24 protein-coding genes are annotated in these 23,350 nt (G+C 69.1%); 12 read left to right on the top strand and 12 right to left on the bottom strand.

Annotated elements, in window-relative coordinates; translation table 11 throughout:
* Positions 1–23: 23 nt before the first annotated feature.
* Entirely contained in the window at positions 24–617 is a 594-nt protein-coding gene (locus ACSDQ9_RS11270; protein WP_435147045.1) for a hypothetical protein, read from the top strand.
* 12 nt (positions 618–629) lie between these two features.
* Here ACSDQ9_RS11270 and ACSDQ9_RS11275 read toward each other — a convergent pair whose 3' ends face one another.
* Entirely contained in the window at positions 630–1,283 is a 654-nt protein-coding gene (locus ACSDQ9_RS11275; protein WP_435147047.1) for an MBL fold metallo-hydrolase, read from the bottom strand.
* Positions 1,284–1,292: 9 nt separating this feature from the next.
* Positions 1,293–2,039, bottom strand: a complete 747-nt coding sequence (locus tag ACSDQ9_RS11280) for a maleylpyruvate isomerase family mycothiol-dependent enzyme (protein WP_435147049.1) — start codon at positions 2,037–2,039, stop codon at positions 1,293–1,295.
* Positions 2,040–2,153: 114 nt separating this feature from the next.
* Here ACSDQ9_RS11280 and uvrA point away from each other — a divergent pair, with 114 nt between their 5' ends.
* Positions 2,154–5,195, top strand: a complete 3,042-nt coding sequence (gene uvrA / locus ACSDQ9_RS11285) for an excinuclease ABC subunit UvrA (RefSeq protein ID WP_435147200.1) — start codon at positions 2,154–2,156, stop codon at positions 5,193–5,195.
* 19 nt (positions 5,196–5,214) lie between these two features.
* Here the strand turns inward: uvrA and ACSDQ9_RS11290 are convergent, their stop codons facing one another.
* From ACSDQ9_RS11290 to ACSDQ9_RS11305, 4 genes are all read right to left on the bottom strand, one after another.
* A complete protein-coding gene (locus tag ACSDQ9_RS11290; RefSeq protein ID WP_435147051.1) occupies positions 5,215–5,658 on the bottom strand; it encodes a Rieske (2Fe-2S) protein in 444 nt (147 codons plus the stop codon).
* Between the two features lie 98 nt (positions 5,659–5,756).
* Positions 5,757–6,509, bottom strand: coding sequence for a histidine phosphatase family protein (locus tag ACSDQ9_RS11295; RefSeq protein WP_435147053.1), 753 nt, complete (start codon positions 6,507–6,509; stop codon positions 5,757–5,759).
* A gap of 87 nt (positions 6,510–6,596) precedes the next feature.
* A complete protein-coding gene (locus tag ACSDQ9_RS11300; RefSeq protein WP_435147055.1) occupies positions 6,597–7,673 on the bottom strand; it encodes a YeiH family protein in 1,077 nt (358 codons plus the stop codon).
* A gap of 167 nt (positions 7,674–7,840) precedes the next feature.
* Positions 7,841–8,176 carry a putative quinol monooxygenase gene (locus ACSDQ9_RS11305; RefSeq protein WP_435147057.1) on the bottom strand — a complete coding sequence of 112 codons (336 nt, stop codon included), beginning with the start codon at positions 8,174–8,176 and terminating at the stop codon, positions 7,841–7,843.
* A gap of 79 nt (positions 8,177–8,255) precedes the next feature.
* Between ACSDQ9_RS11305 and uvrC the strand changes: the two genes are divergently transcribed.
* From uvrC to whiA, 4 genes are all read left to right on the top strand, one after another.
* Positions 8,256–10,229: an excinuclease ABC subunit UvrC gene (gene uvrC, locus ACSDQ9_RS11310; protein ID WP_435147059.1), complete on the top strand. Its 1,974-nt coding sequence runs from the start codon at positions 8,256–8,258 to the stop codon at positions 10,227–10,229.
* Between the two features lie 158 nt (positions 10,230–10,387).
* Complete coding sequence (rapZ, locus tag ACSDQ9_RS11315) at positions 10,388–11,227, top strand: RNase adapter RapZ (protein ID WP_435147202.1); 840 nt, start codon at positions 10,388–10,390, stop codon at positions 11,225–11,227.
* Positions 11,224–12,195 (top strand): gluconeogenesis factor YvcK family protein, encoded by a 972-nt coding sequence (locus tag ACSDQ9_RS11320; RefSeq protein ID WP_435147061.1) that lies wholly within the window; start codon positions 11,224–11,226, stop codon positions 12,193–12,195. The genes rapZ and ACSDQ9_RS11320 overlap by 4 nt, the downstream gene beginning before the upstream one ends.
* Before the next feature lie 52 nt (positions 12,196–12,247).
* Positions 12,248–13,228, top strand: coding sequence for a DNA-binding protein WhiA (gene whiA, locus ACSDQ9_RS11325; protein ID WP_435147063.1), 981 nt, complete (start codon positions 12,248–12,250; stop codon positions 13,226–13,228).
* A gap of 30 nt (positions 13,229–13,258) precedes the next feature.
* Here whiA and ACSDQ9_RS11330 read toward each other — a convergent pair whose 3' ends face one another.
* The 3 genes from ACSDQ9_RS11330 to ACSDQ9_RS11340 are packed head-to-tail and all read right to left on the bottom strand — an operon-like array spanning position 13,259 to position 14,933.
* Positions 13,259–14,020, bottom strand: a complete 762-nt coding sequence (locus ACSDQ9_RS11330) for a hypothetical protein (protein WP_435147064.1) — start codon at positions 14,018–14,020, stop codon at positions 13,259–13,261.
* 8 nt (positions 14,021–14,028) lie between these two features.
* Positions 14,029–14,385: a hypothetical protein gene (locus ACSDQ9_RS11335; RefSeq protein WP_435147066.1), complete on the bottom strand. Its 357-nt coding sequence runs from the start codon at positions 14,383–14,385 to the stop codon at positions 14,029–14,031.
* Complete coding sequence (locus ACSDQ9_RS11340; RefSeq protein ID WP_435147068.1) at positions 14,382–14,933, bottom strand: hypothetical protein; 552 nt, start codon at positions 14,931–14,933, stop codon at positions 14,382–14,384. Before ACSDQ9_RS11340 ends, ACSDQ9_RS11335 begins: the two co-directional genes overlap by 4 nt.
* 211 nt (positions 14,934–15,144) lie before the next feature.
* Between ACSDQ9_RS11340 and gap the strand changes: the two genes are divergently transcribed.
* The 6 genes from gap (at position 15,145) to ACSDQ9_RS11370 (ending at position 20,039) form a co-directional block, all read left to right on the top strand.
* Positions 15,145–16,149, top strand: a complete 1,005-nt coding sequence (gene gap / locus ACSDQ9_RS11345; RefSeq protein ID WP_435147070.1) for a type I glyceraldehyde-3-phosphate dehydrogenase — start codon at positions 15,145–15,147, stop codon at positions 16,147–16,149.
* Between the two features lie 123 nt (positions 16,150–16,272).
* Positions 16,273–17,484: a phosphoglycerate kinase gene (locus ACSDQ9_RS11350; RefSeq protein ID WP_435147072.1), complete on the top strand. Its 1,212-nt coding sequence runs from the start codon at positions 16,273–16,275 to the stop codon at positions 17,482–17,484.
* Complete coding sequence (gene tpiA, locus ACSDQ9_RS11355) at positions 17,481–18,263, top strand: triose-phosphate isomerase (protein ID WP_435147073.1); 783 nt, start codon at positions 17,481–17,483, stop codon at positions 18,261–18,263. Before ACSDQ9_RS11350 ends, tpiA begins: the two co-directional genes overlap by 4 nt.
* 153 nt (positions 18,264–18,416) lie before the next feature.
* Positions 18,417–18,662, top strand: coding sequence for a preprotein translocase subunit SecG (gene secG, locus ACSDQ9_RS11360; RefSeq protein WP_435147204.1), 246 nt, complete (start codon positions 18,417–18,419; stop codon positions 18,660–18,662).
* 116 nt (positions 18,663–18,778) lie between these two features.
* Positions 18,779–19,135 carry an RNA polymerase-binding protein RbpA gene (locus tag ACSDQ9_RS11365; protein WP_435147075.1) on the top strand — a complete coding sequence of 119 codons (357 nt, stop codon included), beginning with the start codon at positions 18,779–18,781 and terminating at the stop codon, positions 19,133–19,135.
* A gap of 136 nt (positions 19,136–19,271) precedes the next feature.
* Positions 19,272–20,039, top strand: a complete 768-nt coding sequence (locus tag ACSDQ9_RS11370) for a class I SAM-dependent methyltransferase (protein WP_435147207.1) — start codon at positions 19,272–19,274, stop codon at positions 20,037–20,039.
* A 3-nt stretch (positions 20,040–20,042) separates the two neighbouring features.
* Here the strand turns inward: ACSDQ9_RS11370 and pgl are convergent, their stop codons facing one another.
* Genes pgl through zwf form a run of 3 tightly spaced genes read right to left on the bottom strand, consistent with a single transcriptional unit; the run spans position 20,043 to position 23,292 of the window.
* The gene (gene pgl, locus ACSDQ9_RS11375; RefSeq protein WP_435147077.1) at positions 20,043–20,771 is read right to left on the bottom strand and encodes a 6-phosphogluconolactonase; all 729 of its coding nucleotides are present in this window, start codon (positions 20,769–20,771) and stop codon (positions 20,043–20,045) included.
* On the bottom strand, positions 20,768–21,715 hold the full coding sequence (locus tag ACSDQ9_RS11380) for a glucose-6-phosphate dehydrogenase assembly protein OpcA (RefSeq protein ID WP_435147079.1): 948 nt from the start codon (positions 21,713–21,715) through the stop codon (positions 20,768–20,770). The genes pgl and ACSDQ9_RS11380 overlap by 4 nt, the downstream gene beginning before the upstream one ends.
* A gap of 47 nt (positions 21,716–21,762) precedes the next feature.
* Entirely contained in the window at positions 21,763–23,292 is a 1,530-nt protein-coding gene (zwf, locus tag ACSDQ9_RS11385) for a glucose-6-phosphate dehydrogenase (RefSeq protein WP_435147080.1), read from the bottom strand.
* Positions 23,293–23,350: the final 58 nt, after the last annotated feature.

Here is a 23,350-nt window from a genome sequence, read left to right on the forward strand (position 1 = left end):
CTCCGTGAGGAAGCGTCGTCGGCATGGTGAATGAGTTGCTGCAGCGAGTAGCCCGAGACTTGAACCGTCACGGGGTGAGTTGGGCTTTGGTCGGAGGGCACGCAGTGTGTCTTCGGGCGGAGCCCAGGCCCACGGCCGATGTGGACATCGCGGTCGAGGTCTCGGACGATGCAGGTGCCGAGGCTTTGGTCGCATCCCTGAACGCGGTCGGGTACCGCGTCAAGGAGCGAATGGTTCATGACCAAGCGCAACGTCTGGCGACCGTCCGAATGGTGTGGCCCCAGATCGAACACGTCGAGCACGTGGTCGACCTCTTCTTCGCAAGTTCCGGGGTTGAGACTGAAGTGGTCAGGGCTGCCGACGTGCTGGAGGTCTCGCGCGGACTGGCCATCCCTGTCGCTCGAACAGGGCACCTGATTGCTGTCAAGCTCCTATGGAGAGCGAGTGAGAAGCGTGATCGGGATCTTCGAGTGCTGCTTGCAGTGAGCAGTGAGCAAGATCTCATCGAAGCGCGCGAGGTCATCCAGCTGATCACCCGGCGTGGCTACCACAGAGGGAAGGACTTGGGACGAGCTTTGGCAGAGCATCTGGAGGCTGTGAAGGGCATCGACGAGTAGCCAATGACTGGCTCACCAGCCGCGAGCGCGCCATTCCTTGAGGTGCGGACGCTCGGCCCCCAGCGTGGTCGAGTCCCCATGACCGGGGTGGACGATGGTCTCGTCCGGCAGGGCCTCGAAGAGCAGCGAGGTGACGTCGTCCAGCAGCCGGGTGAAGTTCTCGGCGCCGCTGGTCTTGCCCACGCCGCCCGGGAAGAGTGAGTCGCCGGTGAAGACGCTCGGCGCCGCACCCTCGGGCCGCCACACCAGCGCGATCGAGCCGGGGGTGTGACCCACCAGGCCGATCACCTCGAGGTGCCCGTCACCCAGGGCGACCCGGTCGCCGGTCCACAGGCCGCGCTGGTCGACGCCGGTGGCTCGTCCGATGGCCTCGGCATCGGGGGACCCGCAGAAGGCACGCGTCCCGGTGACCTCGGCCACCTCGGCGAGTGCCTTGATGTGATCGTGGTGCTGATGGGTGGTCACCACCGACAACAGCGGACGATCGCCGATCTCGGCCAGAAGCCGGTGGGCATCGTTCGCGGCGTCGATGAGCACCAGCGGGCCGTCCGCGGGCGCCAGCAGGTAGGCGTTGTTGTCCATGGGCCCGACGGACAGCTTGTGGCAGGTGACGCCTCCGCCGAGGTCGAAGCTGGTTGACGTGCCGGGGTCGACGTGGTGGTTCATGGTGTCCTCTCAGCCGAGCAGGGGCAGCAGCATGCCGCCGGTTCCTTGCAGCGCCTCGCCGTGCGCTCGTCCGGTCAACCACCCCAACAGGTCCTGGTCGGTGCCGCGCACGGTGAGGGTGTCACCCATACCCGGAATGGTGGTGCGCAGCCCCGAGGTCGAGGTGAGGTGCATGCCGGGAACGTCTTCGCGACCGTGCAGCCGCAGCAGCGTCCATTCGACGAGCCAGCGAGCCACCGGTTGGGGAATCTGGTCGACCGCGAAGCCGACGTCGAGGTCGACGTGGTGCAGCACCACCTCGTTGAGGCGGGCCAGCGGCAGCAGCCGGACGGGAATGCGGAAGCCGGCTCGCAGTTCGATGAGCATCTCGGGGTCGAGGTCTTCGAGTGCGTCGAAGACCCGGTTGAGGTTGCCGGCGCTGGTGTCGAGGTCGATCTGCAGGTCGAGCCCGGAGCGCTGCGAGCCGCGTTCGATGGCGCTCTGGCGATCGGCCTCCGAGGTGTACATGCGCTGGGGGCGACCCTTGACGAGCGCGTCGAGGCTGCGGGCCATCCCGTCGGCGTTGCGGGCGATGTGCGTGGCGACGTGCGCCCGCGTCCAGCCCGGCAACAGGCTCGGTTCCTGCCACTGCTTCTCGGAGAGCCGGATGGTCTCCCCGAGCAGCCGCTGAGTCATCTCGGCCTTGCGTGGCCGCACGTCGGCGATGCTGCCCCCGATGGAGAAGGCCTCGGGGGGCGGCACGGGCGCGTGGCTCATGCTGCCCAACCTAACGAACCCGGTGCCACCACGAAAACGCCCGACCAAAACTTGTCAGAGGCGAGGTCTAGGCTTCCGGATGTGAATGATCGCCTTGTCGTCCGCGGTGCCCGCATGCACAACCTGAGGAACGTGTCGCTGGATCTGCCCCGCGACTCCCTCATCGTGTTCACCGGTCTGTCCGGGTCGGGGAAGTCGTCGCTGGCCTTCGACACCATCTTCGCCGAGGGGCAGCGGCGTTACGTCGAGAGCCTGTCTGCCTACGCCCGCCAGTTCCTGGGCCAGATGGACAAGCCCGACGTCGACTTCATCGAGGGGCTGTCGCCGGCCGTCTCGATCGACCAGAAGTCCACCAGCCGCAACCCGCGGTCGACGGTGGGCACCATCACCGAGGTCTCCGACTACCTGCGCCTGCTCTACGCACGCATCGGCATCCCGCACTGCCCGGTCTGCGGCGAAGAGATCAGCCGGCAAACTCCGCAGCAGATCGTCGACCGGTTGCTGCAGTTGGACGACGGCACCCGTCTGCAGGTGCTCGCGCCCGCCGTGCGCGGCCGCAAGGGGGAGCACGTCGAGTTGTTCCGCCAGTTCTCGACCCAGGGCTTCTCCCGCGTGCGCGTCGACGGCGAGATGTACCAGCTGACCGATCCGCCCACGCTCGACAAGCAGAAGAAGCACGACATCGACGTGGTGGTCGACCGGATCGCCGTGAAGGAGTCCGCCAAGCAGCGCCTGACCGACTCGATCGAGACGGCCCTGGGATTGGCCAACGGAGTGGTCGGTATCGACTTCGTCGACCGCGACGGCAGCGACCCCGACCGTGAGCGTCGTTACTCCGAGAAGCTCGCCTGCCCGAACCAGCACGACATCTCCATCGACGAACTCGAGCCCCGGCAGTTCTCGTTCAACGGCCCGTGGGGAGCGTGCCCGGCGTGCACCGGGCTGGGAACCTCGATGGAGGTGGATCCGGACCTGGTGGTGCCCGACACCTCGCTGAGTCTGGCCGATGGCGCCATCGCGCCGTGGGCGAATCCCCACGTCGCGGCCCACTTCGAGCACGTCTACGAGTCCCTGGGCGAGAAGGAGGGCTTCAGCGTCACCACCCCTTGGGACGACCTGCCGGCCGCCGCCCAGAAGGTGCTGCTCAACGGGGTCGGTGACCCGGTGGTGGTGCGCTACAAGAACCGCTTCGGACGGGTGCGCTCGTTCACCCAGAAGTTCGAGGGAGTGCTGCACTACGTCAAGCGGCGCCACGCCGAGTCCGAGACCGACACGGCCCGCGAACGCTGGGGCGAGTACATGCGCGAGATCCCGTGTTCCACCTGCGGTGGTGCCCGCCTGAAGCCCAGTAGCTTGGCCGTCACGGTGGCCGACCGCAACATCGCCGAGGTGAGCGCCCTGTCGATCGGTGAGGCCAGCGAGTTCCTGGGCCAGTTGCGCCTCAACGACCGCGAGAAGCACATCGCGGAACGGGTGCTCAAAGAGATCCAGGAGCGCCTGCGCTTCCTGCTCGATGTCGGCCTGGACTACCTGACCCTGTCGCGATCGTCGGGCTCGTTGTCGGGTGGTGAGGCCCAGCGCATCCGGTTGGCCACCCAGATCGGTTCGGGACTGGTCGGGGTGCTCTACGTGCTCGACGAGCCCTCCATCGGCCTGCACCAACGCGACAACCGGCGACTGATCGAGACCCTCGTCCGGTTGAAGAACCTGGGCAACACGCTGATCGTGGTCGAGCACGACGAAGACACCATTCGGGTGGCCGACTGGGCCGTCGACATCGGCCCCGGGGCGGGGGAGCACGGCGGCAAGGTCGTCCACTCCGGCACCGTGGCGGAGTTGCTGACCAACGACGAGTCCCTGACCGGTGCGTACCTGTCGGGACGACGCGAGATCCCCTTGCCGGAGCACCGTCGTCCGCGCACCGGCAAGAACCTGGTGGTGCACGGGGCCACCGAGAACAACCTCAAGAACGTCACCGTCGAGTTCCCGCTGGGGCAACTGGTGGCGGTCACGGGGGTGTCGGGTTCGGGCAAGTCGTCACTGGTCAACGGCATTCTCTACAAGGCGCTGGCCCGCAAGGTGTACGGCGCCAAGGCCGCTCCCGGTCGTCACAAGGGCATCACCGGCATGGAACTGCTCGACAAGGTGATCCACGTCGACCAGTCGCCGATCGGCCGCACCCCGCGGTCCAACCCCGCCACCTACACGGGCGTGTTCGACAAGATCCGCGGGTTGTTCGCGCAGACCCCCGAGGCCAAGGTGCGCGGCTACCAGCAGGGCCGCTTCAGCTTCAACGTCAAGGGCGGCCGCTGCGAGAACTGCATGGGCGACGGCACCATCAAGATCGAGATGAACTTCCTGCCCGACGTCTACGTGCCCTGCGAGGTCTGTCACGGCGCCCGGTACAACCGGGAGACGCTCGAGGTGCACTACAAGGGCAAGACGATCGCCGAGGTGCTCGACCTGCCCATCGAGGAGGCGGCCGACTTCTTCGAGGCCATCCCGGCCATCTCGCGGCACCTGAAGACGTTGGTCGAGGTGGGTCTGGGCTACGTTCGCCTCGGCCAGCCGGCCACGACCCTGTCCGGCGGCGAGGCGCAGCGGGTGAAGTTGGCCGCCGAGTTGCAGAAGCGGTCGACCGGCCGCACCCTCTACGTGCTCGACGAGCCGACCACGGGCCTGCACTTCGAAGACATTCGCAAGCTGTTGGGCGTGCTGGGGAAACTGGTCGACGGGGGCAACACGGTGCTGGTCATCGAGCACAACCTCGACGTCATCAAGACCGCCGACTGGCTGATCGACATGGGCCCCCAGGGTGGATCGCGAGGTGGCGAGGTCGTCATCGAGGGCACGCCCGAGCAGGTGGCCCTGCACGAGGAGTCGGCCACGGGTGAGTTCCTCAAGGAGATCCTGCACGGTCGACACGTGCCGGTGAAGGGGGACGACGGGCTGTTCGCCGACGACACCGCGGACGAGCCGGCGCCGGCATCCCAGCGCGGGACCGCTCGGAAGGCCGCCACGACGTCCGCCGCCAAGAAGTCGACGGCCGCCAAGACCACCGCAGCCAAGTCAACGACAGCCAAGACCACCGCAGCCAAGAGCACCACCAGGAAGCGGACCCCTAGCAGTCGAACCTCGTCGCGGGCCAGCGCCTAGCCGGCCCGCCGGCGGGGCGTCAGCCCAGGGTGATCTGGTCGCCGTTCTGGGTGACCGGCTTGCTGGCGAGCGGCTCACTGGCCGGCCCACGCACCACCGACCCGTCGGAGATCGAGAACTGCGAGCCGTGGCAGTTGCAGTTGATCACCCCGTCCTCGACGGAGGTGACGGGGCACTGCTGGTGCGTGCAGATCGAGGTGAACCCCTTGAAGTCGCCCTGCGTCGGCTGCGTGATCACGATCTCGCCGTCGCTGACGATCAGGCCTCCGCCCACCGGGATGCTCGACTTCGGGACGTTCTTTCCACCCGAGATGGCGCCCGACGAGGCGGTCTCGAGCGACTTGCTGGGCTCGGAGGTACCGCCGGTCGACGGTGAGCCCGTGCCCGCATCGGTGCTGCAGGCGGCCAACCCGCAGGTGGCGCACGTGGCGGCGGCGACGAGGCCGCGTCGGCTGAGATCCATCGGTGCTCCCTCGGGTGGGTGTCGGCGTGTGCCAACGCTACACAGCCCGACGAAACCCCACAGCCCGACGTAACCACACAGCCCGGCGAAGACCGCCGTCAGTCCGTCGGGGCGAAGGCGGGTGGGAAGCGGTGGTTCGTCCGAGACACCTGGTGGTCGATCTCGGTCAGGTGGTCGATGCGGTTGATCCAGTCCACCTCGACCTGTCGGTCGGGCCGCAGCTCCAGCAGGCTGACCGAGGAGTTGTCGAGCTTGAACCAGACCGGCAGGTGGTGCGTGTCGGCGGCCGGGTCGTCCGCCAACCGAGCCACGGAGGCCGGGTCGAGCAGCGCGCTCATCAGCACCGATCCGATGGCTCCGTGGATGACTAGCGCCACACACTCCTGGTCCAGCGTGTGTAGCCAGTCCGCGAGTTCGAGGGCACGTCGGGCGACCTGCTGCGCCGACTCGACCTCCGCGCGGTACCAGCCGGTCTCGTCCACCCCCTCGGGCAGCACCACACTGTGGGCGAGCGAGCGCAGCACCGACGCGGGCGAGCCAGTCCCGGGCACCCGGTCGACATAGGCGCCCTCGAACATGCCGCCGGTCTCGAACAGGCGAGGGTGGGGTTCCACGGGCAGATCGAGCCGTCGGGCCAGCGGCGCGGCGGTCTCGATGGTGCGTCGCATCAGCGAGGTGAACAGCCGCTGCGGACGAGGCCCGCGCTCCGCGATCCACGCCCCGACCGCCTCGGCCTGGGCTCGTCCGAGGTCGGTGAGCGTGGGGTCGGGAACCCGCCCGGCCTCGCCGAGCGGCCCTTCCATGGCGACGTTGTTGGCGGACTGCCCGTGGCGAATGATCAACAGCTGCATCAAAGCAGTCTCCCAGAGATGGGTCCGCCGTCAGCCGGACGAAGGCACCGCCCGCTCACGCCGATCCACCCCTCGAGCCCATGCCGATCACCCGTGCGCGCCGAGGCCCAGAGCGATCCCGACCGAGACCACGCCGACGATCACCACAGTGCTGGCGAGCCCGAGCAGCACTGCGCGTCCGCCCAGGTTGACCAACGAGCGCACCCGCACCCCCAGGCCGAGCGCGAACATGGCGGTGGCCAACAGCACCTGCTGCACCCACCGGGCGACCCGGTCGACGTCGGCGGGCACCCACCCGGTGGTGGCCACCAGCACCATCGCGAGGAATCCCAGCACGAAGCCGGGCACCAGCGGCGGCAGGGTCGCCGAGCGGTCGGCCGACCGGCGACGAGCCACCGAGACGCAGGCGACCACCGGAGCCATCATCAGCACCCGGGCCAGCTTCACCGGGACGGCCACGGCCAACACCTGGCTGCCCTTGGCGATGCCGGCCGCGGCCACCACCTGCGCGACCTCGTGGGTGGCGCCGCCGATGAGGGTGCCGGCGTCGCCCGGGGCGAGGCCGGTCAGCGCCGCCAGCACGGGCATGAGGCCGATCATGGCCGAGCCGAAGAGCACCACCAGGGCCACGGCGGCCGCCACCTTCTCCTCGGTTGCGCGCACGGCCCCCTGCACCCCGGCGACGGCGGCGGCTCCGCAGATCGAGAATCCGCCGGCGATCAGCAGGGTGAGGTCGCGGTCGACCCGCAGCAGACGGCCGAGCAGCAGGGTGGCGCCGAAGGTGATGCCGACCGCGCAGACCACGACCAGCAGCACCCCCGGGCCCAGCTGGCCGATGCGGGGCAGCGACAACTGCAGGCCGAGCAGCACGACTCCCCAGCGCAGCACCCGCTTGGCGGCGAACCCGATGCCGGGCTCGAGCACGGCTGGCACGGGGGCAAGATTCCGCCACAGCGCCCCGAGGACGACCGCGACCAGCATCGCGCTGACCGCAGGAACGGCGGCATTCAGGGTCAGGCAGAGCGCTGCGGCTCCCAGGCAGGCCACCAGGCCCGACCACCACTCGGCCCGACCGTCCCCCGCTGGGCCGACTGCCGCGGACGGCGTCGGCTGCGAGCCGTTGGCGGGTGCGAGGTGCTGCGAGATGGTCGTGTCGGGAGGCATGACTCCAGCCAAGCTCGCACGAGCCCCCAGGGCCAGCCCGAGTTGGGCATAAACCCATGCGCAACGAGCATGACCGAAGGAGCCTGTGAGGCCAGGAGACCCAGGCTCAGGAGAACCGGGCTCAGGCGCCCGGGCTCAGGAGAACCGGGGCTCAGGAGAACCGGGGCTCAGGCGATCGTCAGCTCACCCATCGGCCCCCAGCCGTCCCCGTCCACCCCGTCTCCCTCGACCTGGCGGCTGATGATGCGCGGGGTGGCGGCCAACGCCTCACGCATGTCGACCATGGCCTGGGCGAAGTGGGCCGAGTTCACGTGTGGGCCCGCACCCTCGTCCGTGAACCCCTCGACCAGCACGAAGGTGTTGGGCTCCTCGACGCTGCGGCTCCACTCGAAGAACAGGTTGCCCGGTTCCTGCCGGGTGGCCCGGGTGAACGACGCCACCCGGTCGAGCCAGCCGTCGGTGTACTCGGGCTTGGTGGTGAACTTCACGACGATCAGGTACACGGTGGTCTCCTCGTCCGGTGGCGGGTCGTGGTGAGCTGTGCGCCCCGAACCTGTCAGGGGCTGCTCCTAGACTCCCATCATGGCCGACCCGTCAACGTACCGCCCCGCACCCGGAACGATCCCCACCGATCCCGGCGTGTACAGGTTCTCCGACCCGCACGGCATCGTCATCTACGTGGGCAAGGCCAAGAACCTTCGCCAGCGCCTCAATTCCTACTTCGCCGACCCTGCCAACCTGCATTTCCGCACCCAGACGATGGTGCGCACGGCCGCCAAGGTGGAGTGGACGGTCGTGCGCAACGAACTCGAGTCGTTGCAGTTGGAATACACGTGGATCAAGCAGTTCGATCCGCGCTTCAACGTGAAGTACCGCGACGACAAGTCGTACCCGTGGCTGTGCATCACGTGGGCCGAGGAGTTCCCCCGCGTCTTCGTCGGACGAGGGGCCAAGCGCCCGGGCAACCGGTACTTCGGCCCGTTCGGGCAGGCGTGGGCGATCCGCGACACCGTCGACTCGCTGCTGCGCGTCTTCCCGATGCGCTCCTGTTCCTCGGGCACGTTCGCCTCGGCGAAGGCCAGTGGCCGGCCCTGCCTGCTCGGCTACATCGGCAAGTGTTCGGCCCCCTGCGTCGGCAAGGTCTCGGCCGACGACCACCGCGAGATCGTCAGCGACTTCGCCGCCTTCATGAACGGGCAGTCCGCCACCCTGATTCGCAAGCTCGAGCAGGAGATGCGGGGCGCCGCCGAGCGACAGGAGTACGAGCACGCCGCGGTCGTCCGTGACTCGCTGACGGCGCTGCGCCTGGCGACGGAGAAGAACGCGATCGTGCTCTCCGACGGGGCCGACTGTGATGTCATCAACTTCGCCGTCGACCCCCTCGAGGTCGCGGCCCAGATCTTCCACGTGCGGGCCGGGCGGGTGCGCGGCGAGCGCGGGTGGGTGGCCGATCGTCCCGACGACGGCGAACTCCCCGAACTGGTCGAGGCGCTGATGCTGCAGTTGTACGCGGGCGCCACCCGGGGCAGCGACGACGACGGCTCGGCCATCCCGCGGGAGATCCTGGTGCCGGCGCTGCCGACCTCGGGCCGGGCGATGGCCGACCTGCTCAGCGAGGTGCGCGGCAGCCGGGTTGCGGTGCGAGTGCCGCAGCGGGGCGACAAGGTGGCCCTGCTCGACACCGTCGCCCGCAACGCCGCCGACGCCCTCGCCCAGCACAAGATGAAGCGTGCCTCCGACCTGTCGACCCGCAATCGCGCCCTTGAACAGGTGCAGGAGGCGCTCGGACTGTCGGAGCCACCGCTGCGCATCGAGTGTTACGACATCTCACACACCCAGGGGTCGGAGGTGGTCGGCTCGATGGTGGTCTTCGAGGACGGGCTGCCCCGCAAGAGCGAGTACCGCCGGTTCGTGATCCGCAGTTTCGAGGGATCGAACGACGTCGCGGCCATGCACGAGGTGCTCACCCGCCGCTTCCGGCGACTGTTGGACGACCGCGAGGCCATGCAGGAGCAGTCCGAGGACGGCACCGGGCCCCTGCTGATCGACCCGACGACGGGTGCCCCGCGCAAGTTCGCGTACGCGCCCGCCTTGGTGGTCGTCGACGGCGGCGAGCCGCAGGTCAACGCCGCCCAGCAGGTCTTCGACGAACTGGGCATCACCGACATCGCCCTGGTGGGGTTGGCCAAGCGTCTCGAGGAGGTGTGGCTCCCCGGCGACGACCAGCCGGTCATTCTGCCGCGGACGAGCGAGGGCCTGTACCTGCTGCAGCGCCTGCGCGACGAGGCGCACCGGTTCGCCATCACCCACCACCGCGGACGACGCAGCGCCGCCATGGTCGACTCCGTGCTCGACCACGTTCCCGGTCTCGGCGAGACCCGACGGAAGGCGCTCATCAAGCATTTCGGATCGCTGAAGAAGTTGCGGGCGGCCGACGAGGAGCAGATCGCCCAGGTGCCCGGTTTCGGGCCCACCCTCGCGGCCGCCGTCAAGCAGGCCCTGGCCGACGACCAGCCGGGCGAGATCGTGAACATGACCACCGGCGAGGTGCTGTGAGGTCGCCGGGGGCCTCGGGAGCCGGGTCGCGAGCAGCAGCCGTGACCGGGGCTGACACGAGGCCCGTCACCGCTGGCAGGATGGGCCCCGTGAGTCAGCACTCGTCCGCAGTCACCGACGCTCCCGGCCACGACGGGGGTCCCACCCGCTCGCGCGTGGTGGTGATCACCGGCCTGTCGGGCGCCGGGCGCCGCACCGCGGCCCATGCCATGGAAGACCTCGGGTGGTACGTGGTCGACAACCTGCCACCCTCGATGGTGCCCGGACTGGTGGCCTTCGCCGGCCAGCAGGACCTGACGAAGGTCTGCGTCGTGCTCGACGTGCGTTCCCCGAAGCTGGTCGAGCAGCTGCCGCAGATGTTCGCCACCCTCACCCGCACCGGCGTCGACCACGAGGTGCTCTTCCTCGAGGCCACCGACGACGTCATCGTGAAGCGGCAGGAGTCGTCGCGTCGTCCCCTGCCGCTGCAGGGCGACGGCCGCCTGCTCGACGCCATCGTGCGCGAGCGGGCGATGCTGTCGTCCGTGCGTGCCAACGCCGACCTGGTGATCGACACCGGACGACTGACGGTGCACCAGTTGGCCTCGCGCGTCGCGCACGCCTACGGCGGTGACTCCTCGGCCATGGTGCGCATCGCCGTGATGTCGTTCGGCTTCAAGAACGGGTTGCCGATCGATGCCGACCTCGTCTTCGACGTCCGCTTCCTGCCCAACCCCCACTGGGTGCCGGAGCTGCGCCCCAAGACGGGGCTGTCGTCCGAGGTGTCGGGTTACGTGCTCTCCCAACCCGGGGCCGCGGACTTCCTGGAGCAGGCCGAAGGGCTGCTGGCGACCATGGCACCGGGCTACGTGCGCGAGGGCAAGCGGCAGTGCACCGTGGCGATCGGCTGCACCGGCGGCAAGCACCGCTCCACGGCGATGTCGGAGGCCCTCGGGGCCAAACTCAAGGAACGGGGCTACCGGGTGACCGTGGCCCATCGCGACCTGGGCCTCGAATGACCGGCCACTTCGGGGCGTCCCCGCTGACCAGCCGCGTGCCGGCGGTGACGGCGCTCGGTGGGGGCCACGGTCTGTCGGCCACCCTGTCGGCGCTGCGGCGGATCACCGACCGATTGACGGCCGTGGTGACGGTGGCCGACGACGGCGGTTCGTCGGGACGACTCCGGGAGGAGTTCGACTGCCTGCCCCCCGGTGACCTGCGGATGGCGCTGGCGGCCCTGTGTGGCGACTCCCACGACGGTCGCCTGTGGGCCGACGTGCTGCAGTCGCGCTTCGGCGGCAGCGGGCAGCTGGCCGGCCATGCCATCGGCAACCTGCTGATCGCCGGCATCTGGCAACGACTGGCCGACCCCGTGTCGGGGCTCGACATGGTCGGCGAACTGCTCAACATCCGCGGCCGGGTGCTGCCGATGTCGCTGGTGCCCCTCTCGATCGAGGCCGACGTCATCGGGCTCGACCCGATGCGTCCGGACGAACTGTGCACGCTGGCCGGTCAGGCGACGGTGGCGAAGACCCGCGCCGAGGTGCAGGCGGTCAGGTTGGTGCCCGACCGGCCCGAGGCCTGCCCCGAGGCGGTCGAGGCGATCCTGGCCAGCGACCACGTCGTCCTCGGCCCGGGGTCGTGGTTCACCTCGCTGATTCCGCACCTGCTGGTGCCCGATCTGGCCCTGGCCATCGAACAGACGCGGGCCCAGAAGATCCTGGTGATGAACATCACCTCGGCCGACGAGACCGACGGCTTCAGCGCTTCCCGCCACATCGAACTGCTCGCCGAGCACGCCCCTCGCCTGCGCTTCGACGTGGTGGTCGTCGACGAGGCCTTCGGCGCCGCCGATCCCAACCTGAGCAGCTACGCCGCCTCTCTGGGCGCCCGGGTCGAGATCGCGGATGTGGCCATGCGCGACGGCAGCGCCCGGCACGACCCGCTGCGTCTGGCCTCGGTGATGAGCCAGCTGATGGGCGTCTGAGTCGACGACCACCGGCCGTGTGATGGGCCCGAGGTTGTGCCAGACTCGCCCCATGGCAATGACCGCACAGGTGAAGTCCGAACTGGCGACGATTCCCGCCGCCAAGCCCTGCTGCCGGCGGGCCGAGGTGGCTGCCATGCTGCGCTTCGGCGGTGGACTGCATCTGGTGGCTGGCCAGCTGGTCATCGAGTGTGAACTCGACACGGGCGCCGCGGCCCGTCGCCTGCGCACCGCCATCACCGAGCTCTACGGGCTCACCTCCGAACTGCTCGTCATCAACGGCTCGGGGCTGCGGCGCGGCACCCGCTACATGGTGCGGTTGGTCTCCGACGGGGAGGCGATCGCCCGCCAGACCGGGCTGATCGACGCCCATCGACGCCCGGTGCGCGGCCTGCCCGCCTCGGTGGTCGGCTCGGGGGTCTGCTGCCAGATCGCCGTCTGGCGGGGGGCCTTTCTGGCGCACGGGTCACTGACCGAGCCCGGACGATCCATGAGCCTCGAAGTCACCTGCCCCGGCTCGGAGGCGGCCCTGGCTCTGGTGGGTGCGGCCCGCCGCCTGGGCATCGCCGCGAAGGCTCGCGAGGTGCGCAATGTCGACCGCGTCGTGATTCGCGACGGCGACCAGATCGCCGCCCTGCTGGCCAAGATGGGTGCCCACGACAGCCTGCTGATCTGGGAGGACCGCCGCGTGCGCCGGGAGGTGCGGGCCTCGGCCACCCGGCTGGCCAACTTCGACGACGCCAACCTGCGTCGATCGGTGCACGCCGCCGTCACGGCCAGCGCTCGGGTCGAGCGGGCGCTGGAGATTCTCGGGGACGAGGTTCCCGAGCACCTGCTCAAGGCCGGTCGGCTGCGGCTCGAGCACCGCAACGCCAGCCTGGAAGAACTCGGTCAGGCCCACGAGCCGCCGCTCACCAAGGACGCCATCGCCGGGCGCATCCGCCGGCTGCTGTCGACGGCCGACAAGCTGGCCGCCGATCGCGGTGTCCCCGGAACCGAGGCGAGCGCGCCGTCGGAACTGCTCGAGGGCTGACCCCCCGACCCCGAGGTCAGGGCGGCACGCTCAGGCGGTGGCCATCCGGCGGGTGCCGCCCTGCAGCTGCTGGTTGAAGCCGCGCACATTGCGGGTGGCCTCGTCCAGCTTGTCGTTCTCCTGCTTCAGCGCGTCGGCGACCGCCTTGGCCTGGGCGAGCAGCTTGGCGAGCATGGTGAAGAAGCGCTTGGCCAGGCTGACGGTGTTGCCGACGAACCACGCCGCGAAGGCCGCGATGGAGGCCCCGAAGGTGGGCACCGCCGATGCCAGCGCGGTCAGCGCCGACTTGACGACGACACCGAGGAACTGGGCGATGATGTCCCAGATCGTCTTGCGCACGATGGCGACCATCTCGCCGAGCGCGACCACCAAACGCGAGAGGGCCTCGGCCCCCACGGCGGCCGCCTCGAAGACGGGAGTGGTCGCCTGCTGCAGCGAGGCGTAGGCCGTGGCCGCCTGGCCGGTCCACTGGGTGAGGTCGGTCATCCCGGCCGCGTGGTCCTTCGCCGCCTCCCGGTAGGTGGCGGCGATGCCGGTCCAGCTCTCCGCCTGCAGGGTGACCGCCTCGGGGCTGCCCTGCAGCTTCTCCAACGGCTGCGCCAGGAACTCGATCTTCGAGACCACCAGCATCAGCAGTTCGCCCAGTGGGCTCGACCCGGCGGCGCCGGCGGCGTCCATGTCGACGCCCAGGGCCTTCAGCCCGGCGCCCGCCACGGCGGTGACGTCACCGCTGTCGACCTTGCCGTCGGCCAGCACGGTGCTGGCCGTCTTCATCCACTCCGACAGTTCCATGGTCGTCCTCAGTTTCCTTGGGCTGTGGCCGCCGCGGAGGCGACGGCGGCGTTGACGACCGCGGTGGCGTCGGCGGCGGAGAGTTCGGTGTCGGCGTAGGCGCGCTGGCTCGCCTCGATCGCGTCGGCGGTGGCCTGCAGCGCCGTCGTCAGTTGGTCGGCGAGCGCCTCAGACCGGTCGCAGACGCGGTTCAGGAAGGGCGTGACCGCCCAGCCGAACAGCAGGCCGTAGGCGTCGCCGTTGTCGTCTCGGGCCTGCTCGGCCGTGCGGCGGTTGTTGGCCACCGTCTCCTTGAGGCGGGTCAGCCGACGACGGTGGTCGGTGAACTCCGAGAGGTCCCAGGTCGTGGTCTGTTCGGTGGTCATCGTCGGTCCCCATCCCGGTCGAACTCGTCGTCGTGCCCCAGATCGTCGTGCCCAGAGTCGTCGTGCCCAGAGTCGTCGTGCCCAGAGTCGTCCTGCGCGGAGTCGTCGTCTGGGCGCTCGTCCTCCACACGGTCGGCGCCCTCCTGGGCGTCCATCTCCTCGCGCACCGAGGCCGGCACCGCCTGCCGGACCGCCGCCAGCGAGGGATCGTCGGGCCCGGCCAGTTGGGCCATCACCGCGAGCGTGCGTCGGGTCACCTCGGCCCCGGCCTCGGCGTGGGTGGCCGCGAACACCTCGGTCAGTTGGGCGGCCGTGGCCGCGTTCGCGGAGGGGCGGAAGACCAGCCGGCTGATGGTGCCCCCGCCGGTCATCGTCAGTCTCATGAAGGAGTTCTCGACGGTGGCCTCGATCTCGGCCAGGGCGCGGCCGGCGGCGTCGGCCTGCCGTTCCATCGCCTCGGCCTCGGCGAGGAACTGGACCAGCCAGACATGCGGATCGTCCGTGGGTGGCGCGACCGGCGCCTGATCTGGGGGAGTGCTGTGACTCATGACTGAAATCTAGGAGTCGCCGGGGTCAGGATCGGGCACGGTTCGAGCACCGGGGCAGGTGTGTCCACGATGCAGTCAGGCACCCCCCGCGACGACGGCCCGGCAGGGCCTCCGTTAGGCTGTCCCTGTCGGAACACAGACACCGCAGCGGGCCGGGGGCACCACGCTCCACAGGACGCCCGCCCGAGCATCTCGAAGGAGATCACGAGACATGACCGTCAAGGTTGGTATCAACGGCTTCGGCCGCATTGGCCGCAACTTCTACCGCGCACTGCTCGCTCAGGGTGCCGATCTCGAGGTGGTGGCCGTCAACGACCTCACCGACAACCAGACCCTCGCGCACCTGCTGAAGTACGACTCGATCCTGGGTCGCTTCGACGGCGAGGTGACCTACGACGAGGAGTCGATCACCGCCAACGGCAAGACGATCAAGGTCTTCGAGGAGCGCGATCCCGCGAACCTGCCGTGGGGCGACCTGGGCGTCGACATCGTGATCGAGTCCACCGGCATCTTCACCGACGCGACCAAGGCCAAGGCCCACATCGACGGCGGCGCCAAGAAGGTGCTCATCTCGGCCCCGGCCAAGAACGAGGACATCACCATCGTCATGGGCGTCAACGACGACCTGTACGACTCGGCTGCGCACACGATCATCTCGAACGCGTCGTGCACGACCAACTGCCTGGCCCCGATGGCCAAGGCGCTGAACGACTCGGTCGGCATCGTCAAGGGCCTGATGACCACCATTCACGCCTACACCCAGGACCAGAACCTGCAGGACGGCCCGCACAAGGACCTGCGTCGTTCGCGCGCCGCCGCCCTGAACATGGTTCCCACCACCACCGGTGCCGCCAAGGCCGTCGCCCTCGTGCTGCCCGAGCTGAAGGGCAAGCTCGACGGTTACGCCATGCGCGTGCCCACCCCGACCGGCTCGGCCACCGACCTCACCTTCGAGGCCGGCAAGGAGACCACCGTCGAGGAGGTCAACGCCGCCGTCAAGGCTGCCGCCGAGGGCCCCCTGAAGGGTTACCTGGTCTACACCGAGGACGAGATCGTCTCGAAGGACATCGAGACCGATCCGGCTTCGTGCATCTTCGATGCCAAGCTCACCAAGGTGATCGGCAACCAGGTCAAGGTCGTCGGCTGGTACGACAACGAGTGGGGCTACTCCAACCGCCTGGTCGACCTGACCGAGCTGGTCGCCTCGAAGCTCTGAACCTGACCGATTCACATCAGTGGACGAGGGGGTGGGGGACTGCCCCCGCCCCCTCTTTCCCTGTCTGAACGTTCCCCGCCTTCGTCCCTCTCCGGAGGGACACCCCGAACCGAGAGGAAATCCGTGAAGTCCATCCAGGAACTCGGAGACCTGTCCGGCAAGCGCGTCGTCATTCGCTGTGACTTCAACGTGCCGCTCGACGGCTCCACCATCACCGACGACGGTCGCATTCGTGCCGCCCTGCCCACCCTGAACGAACTGCGTGGCGCCGGCGCCCGCGTGATCGTGCTGGCCCACCTGGGCCGCCCCAAGGGCGAGGTCAACCCCAAGTACTCCCTGGCCCCCGTCGCCGCCCGCCTGGGCGAGCTGCTGGGCGCCGAGGTGAAGCTGGCCGGTGACGTGGTCGGCGAGTCGGCGACCGAGATCGCCAACGGGCTCGCGGACGGCGAGGTCGCCCTGCTCGAGAACGTGCGCTACGAGCCCGCCGAGGAGTCGAAGGACGAGGCCGAGCGCGCCGCCCTGGCCGCCCGCTACGCCACCCTCGGCGACGTCTTCGTCTCCGACGGTTTCGGCGTCGTGCACCGCAAGCAGGCCTCCGTCTACGACGTCGCCAAGCTGCTCCCCTCGGGTGCCGGTCACCTCGTGGCCAAGGAGGTGGACGTGCTCGCGCGCCTCACCCAGAACCCGGAGCGCCCCTTCGTGGTGGTGCTGGGTGGCGCCAAGGTGGCCGACAAGTTGGCCGTCATCGACAACCTGCTGAAGGTGGCCGACACGCTGGTCATCGGCGGCGGCATGCTGTTCACCTTCCTCAAGGCCCAGGGCCACGAGGTCGGCGCCTCGCTGGTTGACGAGGCCAACATCGAGACCTGCAAGAACTACCTCGAGCAGGCCAAGGCCGAGGGCAAGACCATCCTCCTGCCCACCGACATCCGCGTCGCCGACGGTGCCGACTTCGAGAACCGCACCGTCAAGGGTGAGGTCGAGGTCGTGCCCGCCGACGCCATCCCCGCCGGCAAGATGGGCCTCGACATCGGCCCCGACTCCGAGGTCACCTTCGCCGAGGCCGTCAAGGGTGCGAAGACGGTCTTCTGGAACGGCCCCATGGGCGTGTTCGAGATCGCCGAGTTCGCCGGTGGCACCAAGGCCGTCGCCCAGGCGCTCACCGAGGTCGACGGCCTGTCGGTCGTCGGTGGTGGCGACTCGGCCGCGGCCGTGCGCGAACTCGGTTTCGCGGACGAGGCCTTCGGCCACATCTCGACCGGTGGCGGCGCGTCGCTGGAGTACCTCGAGGGCAAGGAGCTCCCGGGTCTGGTTGTTCTGGAGGAGAACGCATGAGCCGCAAGCCCATCCTGGCCGGCAACTGGAAGATGAACCTGAACCACGTCGAGGCGGTCGGACTCGTCCAGAAGCTGGCGTGGATCCTGGCCGACAAGAAGTGGGAGGCCGAGCAGTCGGAGGCGGTGGTGATCGTCCCGTTCACCGACATCCGCACCGTGCAGACCCTCGTCGAGGGCGACCGGCTGCCGATCCTGTTCGGCGCGCAGGACGTGTCCGCGCAGGAGAAGGGCGCCTACACCGGTGAGGTGGCGGCCTCGATGCTGGCCAAGCTCGGCTGCAGCTATGTCGTGGTCGGTCACTCGGAGCGTCGCCAGTACCACGGCGAGTCCGACGAGCTGATCAATGCCAAGGCCAAGCAGGTGCTCGCTCATGCCATGACCCCGATCATCTGTGTGGGGGAGGGGCTGGACGTCCGCAAGGAGGGCAACCAGGTTCCCTTCACCCTCGCCCAAGTCGACGGTTCGCTCGCCGGACTGACCGCCGAGCAGGTGGCCGGGCTGGTGATCGCCTACGAGCCCGTCTGGGCCATCGGCACCGGTGAGGTGGCCACCCCGGCCGACGCCCAGGAGGTGTGCGGTGCGATTCGTGCCCGCATCGCCGAGCTGTACGACCAGCCCACCGCCGACGCCGTGCGCATCCAGTACGGCGGTTCGGTCAAGGCCAGCAACGTCGTCGAGATCATGGCGCAGCCCGATGTCGACGGTGCGCTGGTCGGCGGTGCCAGCCTCGATCCCGAGGAGTTCGCGGGCATCGTCCGGTTCCAGCAGCTGGCCTGAGCCCCGTCGCCACGGCACGACTCGTCGCGGCAGGCCCATCGCGGAAGGCCCGGCCCCCGTGGGGCGGGCCTTCCTCGCGCCTGACCGCGGGCCCGGGCGAATGTGGAATTGCGCGTGGCGTGGGTTATCCTGATCGACGTGATTGTCCCGCTCATGACCTGGCCAGTGATGACCCTGTCGATCGTTCTGGTCGTTGTCAGCGTGATTCTTGCCCTCTCGGTGTTGCTGCACAAGGGGCGCGGAGGCGGCATGTCCGACCTGTTCGGCGGTGGCATGTCCACCTCGATGGGTGGGGCCTCGGTCGCCGAACGCAACCTTGACCGCATCACCATCGTGCTGGGGCTGATCTGGTTCGCCTGCATCGTCGGACTGCTGGTGCTGTACAAGTTCCAGTCCTGACACCAGGTCGTCGCCCGCCGAGTGCGCGGGCCCACACCAGGTGGACGCTGCGGGCCACACCGGCCGGGTGACCACCACGCACTCTGCAACACCGAACACAACCAAGGAGTCACACAGTGGTGGGTGGCAGCGCCATCAGAGGCAGCCGAGTCGGCGCCGGTCCGATGGGAGAGGCAGAGCGTGGGGATTCCGCCCCTCGCCTGCACGTTTCATACTTCTGCGCCAACGGGCACGAGACCAGGCCGGCCTTCGCGGCCGAGGCCCAGATCCCGGCCGAGTGGGATTGCCCCCGGTGCGGCCTGCCGGCCAACCTGGACGCGGAGAACCCTCCTCCGCCGCCGAAGATCCAGCCCTACAAGACGCACCTGGCGTACGTGAAGGAGCGTCGCAGCGACGCCGAGGCGGCGGCCATCCTGGCCGAGGCCCTCGACCTGCTGCGCACCCGGCGCGCGAACGGCGAGATCATCTACTGATCTCACCCACGTGTGACCGACCCACGTCTGGACGCCCGACCCCGTCTCCCCTGTCAGGGAGGCGGGGTTCGTCGGTCATGGTGAGAAAATCGCTTCCTCGTCGGCGCCGGCGTGCGGCAGGCTGGCGGGCGTGAAGATGCCCCGACAGACCAGCAACGAGATCTGGAACCGCGACGCCGCCCAGAACTACGACAGCCTCGGTGAGGCCATGTTCGACCCGCAGCTGCTGGACGACACCACCGCCCGGCTCGTCGAATTGGCCGACGGCGGCCCCGCGTGTGAGTTCGCGATCGGCACCGGACGAGTGGCCATCCCTCTGCAGGCCCGAGGCGTCCCGGTGACCGGCATCGAGTGGTCACCCGACATGGTCGAGCGGCTCCGCGAGAAGGTCGACGAGGCCACCCTTCCCGTGGTGATGGGCGACATGTCCACCACCCGGGTGCTGCCCGCCGGTGCACCGGGGGAGTTCTCGCTGGTCTACCTCGTGTTCAACACCATCGCCAACCTGCTCACCCAGGCCGACCAGGTCGCCTGCTTCCGCAATGCCGCGGCCCACCTTCGTCCGGGTGGACGGTTCGTGATCGAACTGTGGGTGCCCAAACTGCAGTCGACGCACGGTGCCGTGGGGGCCGAGGTGTTCACCGTCGAGGACGGCTACATCGGTCTCGACGTGATGGATCCCGTCACCCAGCAACTGGTCAGCCACCACTTCCGATTCGGCGACGACGGCGGCGTCAGCCTCTCGCTGAGCCCCCACCGCTACGTGTGGCCCTCCGAGCTCGACCTGATGGCCGAGCTGGCGGGGTTCGAACTCGAGTCACGGCATGCCGACTGGACCGGCACCCCCTTCACGCACGAGTCCCGCGGACACGTCAGCGTGTACCGCCTGCCGGCTGGAGCGTGAGGGTCAGAGCAGGCAGTTGAAGCGGGGCAGCAGGGCGGCCGCCTCGGCGTCGAGGAACAGCAGCGTCTCGTCGGTGCCGTGCACGCGGGCGGCCGGCAGGAACCAGTCGCCCGACAGAGCCTTCGCCACCGACTCCGCCTTCTCGTCCCCGGTGACCAGCATCCAGACCGCCTTCGACCGGTTGAGGGTGTTGATGGTCAACGAGATGCGCTCGGCCGGCGGCTTGGGTGCGTCGGTGACGCCGATCACCGTGGCCGTGGTCGGGTCGAAGCTGGGGTGGTCGGGGAAGATCGAGGCGATGTGGCCGTCCTCGCCCATGCCCAGCAGGCAGATGTCGAAGCTCGTCTCGCCCAACTCCTGGGCGTAGGCGTAGGCGGCATCGCCGGGGTCGGCGCGACCGTCCTTGCCCGGCATCGGGTGGATCTGGGCGGCGGGCACGTGCAGGGTGCGCGCAAGGATCGACAGCGACTGCAACGCGTTGCGGTCGGGATCGGTCAACCCGACGAACCGCTCGTCACCCCACCACAGGTGCAGGCGGTCGGGCGCAATGCCCGACTCGGTGAACTGGCTGGCGAGTGACTCGTACATGCGGTTGGCCACCCGGCCACCGGTGAGGCACAGGTCGACTCGTCCCTGTGCCTCCTGCAGGTCCTGGATCCGAGCCAGGAGCGTCGCCGCGGCACCCTCCGCCAGTTCGTCGGGGGTGTGGTAGCGGACGACGCGAGTGCTCACGCCGAGGCCTTCTTCTTCGACGTCCGGCGATGCTTCGAGGTGCCTTCGTCCCAGCGCTGGATCATCGTGCGGGCGGCGGCCTCGAAGATGTCGTCGGCATCGAGACGGCGCAGTTCCTCGCTGATCAGGTCGGTGAGGGTGCGTCGCTTGAGGGCGACCTTGCGGCGGGGCTGACCGGGCACCTCGTAGGTGGCCAGCAGACCATCGGTGCGGATGATGGCGATGTCGCCTGCCGCCGTGGTGAGCCGGACGGCGGTGATTCCCGGACCGTCGGTGCTGGTGCGCTCCACCGGCACCCCCAGACGGGCCTGCAGCCACGAGGCCAGCAGCTCGGCCGGGGCATTGTCGCGGTCGGCCTCGACCCTGGCCGACGAGATCTTCGCCGGGTACTGGTCGAGCGCCGCGGCCAGCAGGGCACGCCAGGTGGTCAGGCGGGTCCAGGTGAGGTCGGTGTCACCGTGGGCGTGGTGCTCGGCCCGCACCCGCAGCGCCTCCAATGACTTGGTGACACCGCTGGCATCGGTGATCCGGCGCTTGGCCAGTCGTCCGATGGGGTCGTCGCCGGGATCGGCGGGCGACTCGTTCGGCCACCATGCGACGACGGGGGAGTCGGGCAGCAGCAGCGGGAGCACCACGGAGTCGGCGTGATCGGCGACCTCGCCGCTCAGCCGCAGGGTGATGACGTCGCCGGGCACGTCTTCCCCGAGGTGGATGTCGGCATCGAGCTTGTCGGTCTTGCCGGTGCCCTTGACGACGAGGATGATGCGCGAGGGGTGCTCACGCCCGGCCAGCAGGGCCGCCTCGAGGGCCTCGTCGTAGCGGCGGGCGGGCACGATCACCACGAGGGTGAAGACGAGCCCCGACGCGGCGCCGCTGCTGCGCCGGGCCTTGCGGATCGCCGAGCTGATGGCCGAGGCGTTGGTCTTGGTGAGGTTGATGATCACAGTGGGGTTCCTTCGTGTTCGTCCGGGAGTCGTGTGGGCGGTCGACGTCAGGGACGACGCCAGACGAATCCGTCGCGGGCCAGCATGTCGATGCCGCTCTGGGGGCCCCAGGTGCCGGCCTCGTACTGCTCGATGGGGCCACCCCGCTCGGCCCAGCGCTCAAGAATGGGGTCGAGGATCTGCCAGCTGAGTTCGACCTCCTCGTGCTGCGGGAACAGCGGCGGCTCGCCGAGCAGCACGTCGAGGATGAGCCGCTCGTAGGCCTCGGGGGACGATTCGGTGAACGAGCCGCCGTAGTTGAAGTCCATGGAGACCTCGCGGATCTCCATCTGCGTCGAGGGCACCTTCGCGCCGAAACGCATCGTGATGCCCTCGTCGGGCTGGATGCGCATCACCAGGGCGTTGATGCCGAGGTCTTCGGTGTCGGTCGAGGTGAACGGCAGGTGCGGCGCCCGCTTGAAGTTGAGGGCGATCTCGGTGACGCGACGGGGCATGCGCTTGGCGGTGCGCAGGTAGAACGGCACCCCCGCCCAGCGACGGTTGTCGATGTCGACGCGGATGGCGGCGTAGGTTTCGGTGGCCGACAACGCATCGATGCCGTCCTCCTGCAGGAAGCCGATCACCTTCTCGCCACCCTGCCAGCCGGCGGCGTACTGGCCGCGGGCGGTGTGGGCGTCGAGGTCGACCGGCGGACGAGCCGCCCCCAGCACCTTCTGCTTCTCGGTGCGCAATTGGGCCGCGTCGAAGCTGGTGGGCTCCTCCATGGCGGTCAGCGCCATCAACTGCAGCAGGTGGTTCTGGATGACGTCGCGCGCCGCCCCGATGCCGTCGTAGTAGCCGGCGCGACCACCGATGCCGATGTCTTCGGCCATGGTGATCTGCACGTGGCTGACGTAGTTGTTGTTCCAGATGGGTTCGAACATCTGGTTGGCGAACCGGAAGGCGAGCAGGTTCTGCACCGTCTCCTTGCCCAGGTAGTGGTCGATGCGGAACACCGACTCGGCCGGGAACACCGAGCTGACGATGTCGTTCAGCTCGCGCGCGGAGCGCAGGTCGTGACCGAACGGCTTCTCGATGACGACCCGTCGCCACCCCCGACCGTGCTCGTCGGCCATGCCGTGGCGCTTCAACTGCCCGACCACGTCGTCGAAGAACGCCGGCGGGATCGACAGGTAGAAGGCGTGGTTGCCACCGGTGCCGCGCTGCTCGTCGAGTTCCTGGATGGTGGCCTTCAGGCTCTCGAAGGCCGCGTCATCGGAGAACTCGCCAGGCACGAACCGAATGCCCTCCAGGAGTTGCTGCCACACCTCCTCGCGGAAGGGGGTGCGGGCGTGCTCCTTGACGGAGTCGTGCACCTGCTGGGCGAAGTCCTGGTCGGCCCAGTCGCGGCGTGCGAAGCCGACCAGACCGAAGCCGGGGGGCAGCAGTCCGCGGTTGGCCAGGTCGTAGACGGCCGGCATCAGCTTCTTGCGGGACAGGTCGCCGGTGACCCCGAAGATCACCAGCACGCTGGGCCCGGCAATCCGGGGGAGTCGACGGTCCTGGTCGTCGCGCAGGGGGTTGATGTGCTCGGTCACGTTGATCCTGGTTCCTGATTCTGCGGGGGTGAGTGGTTCTGGTCGTTACGGGTGGGTG

It is taken from the genome of Aestuariimicrobium soli (genome assembly GCF_051192575.1).
Lineage (GTDB): Bacteria > Actinomycetota > Actinomycetes > Propionibacteriales > Propionibacteriaceae > Aestuariimicrobium > Aestuariimicrobium soli.

Coding starts and splice junctions, on each gene's coding strand:
- ACSDQ9_RS11270 (WP_435147045.1), top strand. CDS start 24: ATGGTGAATGAGTTGCTGCAGCGAGTAGCCCGAGACTTGAACCGTCAC.
- ACSDQ9_RS11275 (WP_435147047.1), bottom strand. CDS start 1,283: ATGAACCACCACGTCGACCCCGGCACGTCAACCAGCTTCGACCTCGGC.
- ACSDQ9_RS11280 (WP_435147049.1), bottom strand. CDS start 2,039: ATGAGCCACGCGCCCGTGCCGCCCCCCGAGGCCTTCTCCATCGGGGGC.
- uvrA (WP_435147200.1), top strand. CDS start 2,154: ATGCACAACCTGAGGAACGTGTCGCTGGATCTGCCCCGCGACTCCCTC.
- ACSDQ9_RS11290 (WP_435147051.1), bottom strand. CDS start 5,658: ATGGATCTCAGCCGACGCGGCCTCGTCGCCGCCGCCACGTGCGCCACC.
- ACSDQ9_RS11295 (WP_435147053.1), bottom strand. CDS start 6,509: ATGCAGCTGTTGATCATTCGCCACGGGCAGTCCGCCAACAACGTCGCC.
- ACSDQ9_RS11300 (WP_435147055.1), bottom strand. CDS start 7,673: ATGCCTCCCGACACGACCATCTCGCAGCACCTCGCACCCGCCAACGGC.
- uvrC (WP_435147059.1), top strand. CDS start 8,256: ATGGCCGACCCGTCAACGTACCGCCCCGCACCCGGAACGATCCCCACC.
- ACSDQ9_RS11320 (WP_435147061.1), top strand. CDS start 11,224: ATGACCGGCCACTTCGGGGCGTCCCCGCTGACCAGCCGCGTGCCGGCG.
- whiA (WP_435147063.1), top strand. CDS start 12,248: ATGGCAATGACCGCACAGGTGAAGTCCGAACTGGCGACGATTCCCGCC.
- ACSDQ9_RS11330 (WP_435147064.1), bottom strand. CDS start 14,020: ATGGAACTGTCGGAGTGGATGAAGACGGCCAGCACCGTGCTGGCCGAC.
- ACSDQ9_RS11335 (WP_435147066.1), bottom strand. CDS start 14,385: ATGACCACCGAACAGACCACGACCTGGGACCTCTCGGAGTTCACCGAC.
- ACSDQ9_RS11340 (WP_435147068.1), bottom strand. CDS start 14,933: ATGAGTCACAGCACTCCCCCAGATCAGGCGCCGGTCGCGCCACCCACG.
- gap (WP_435147070.1), top strand. CDS start 15,145: ATGACCGTCAAGGTTGGTATCAACGGCTTCGGCCGCATTGGCCGCAAC.
- tpiA (WP_435147073.1), top strand. CDS start 17,481: ATGAGCCGCAAGCCCATCCTGGCCGGCAACTGGAAGATGAACCTGAAC.
- secG (WP_435147204.1), top strand. CDS start 18,417: ATGACCTGGCCAGTGATGACCCTGTCGATCGTTCTGGTCGTTGTCAGC.
- ACSDQ9_RS11370 (WP_435147207.1), top strand. CDS start 19,272: ATGCCCCGACAGACCAGCAACGAGATCTGGAACCGCGACGCCGCCCAG.